The sequence below is a fragment of the Corynebacterium glyciniphilum AJ 3170 genome (genome assembly GCF_007673095.1).
Lineage (GTDB): Bacteria > Actinomycetota > Actinomycetes > Mycobacteriales > Mycobacteriaceae > Corynebacterium.
In genome coordinates, this window is record NZ_VDYZ01000290.1 from 1 (window position 1) to 254 (window position 254).

The window sequence follows — 254 nt, forward strand, 5'->3', positions numbered from 1 at the left end:
GGGAGGATGAGCGTGAGGGAGGGTGGGAGATTTTGGGTTGGGTGAGCGAGTTCAGGTGTGTGAGGGGGATGGAGGGTATGTGGGAGAGGGATGTGGAGGAGATGAACAAGGGGGTGGTGGAGGTGAACGGTGAATGTGCGATGGGGGGTGAGATGTGGGAGGGAGGTGAGTTGTGTGATGATGCGGGCGCATGAGTGGAGTTGAAGGGAGCGGGTGGGGGGGATGTGGGTGTGTGTACCGCGGAGATGGTGGTG

Annotated in this window: 1 protein-coding gene; it reads left to right on the forward strand. The window is 60.6% G+C overall.

What is annotated here, in order from left to right:
• Nucleotides 1–194 (forward strand): hypothetical protein (locus tag FS507_RS17965; RefSeq protein WP_222121477.1); only part of this gene is annotated, 194 nt, incomplete at its 5' end.
• Nucleotides 195–254 lie beyond the last annotated feature (60 nt).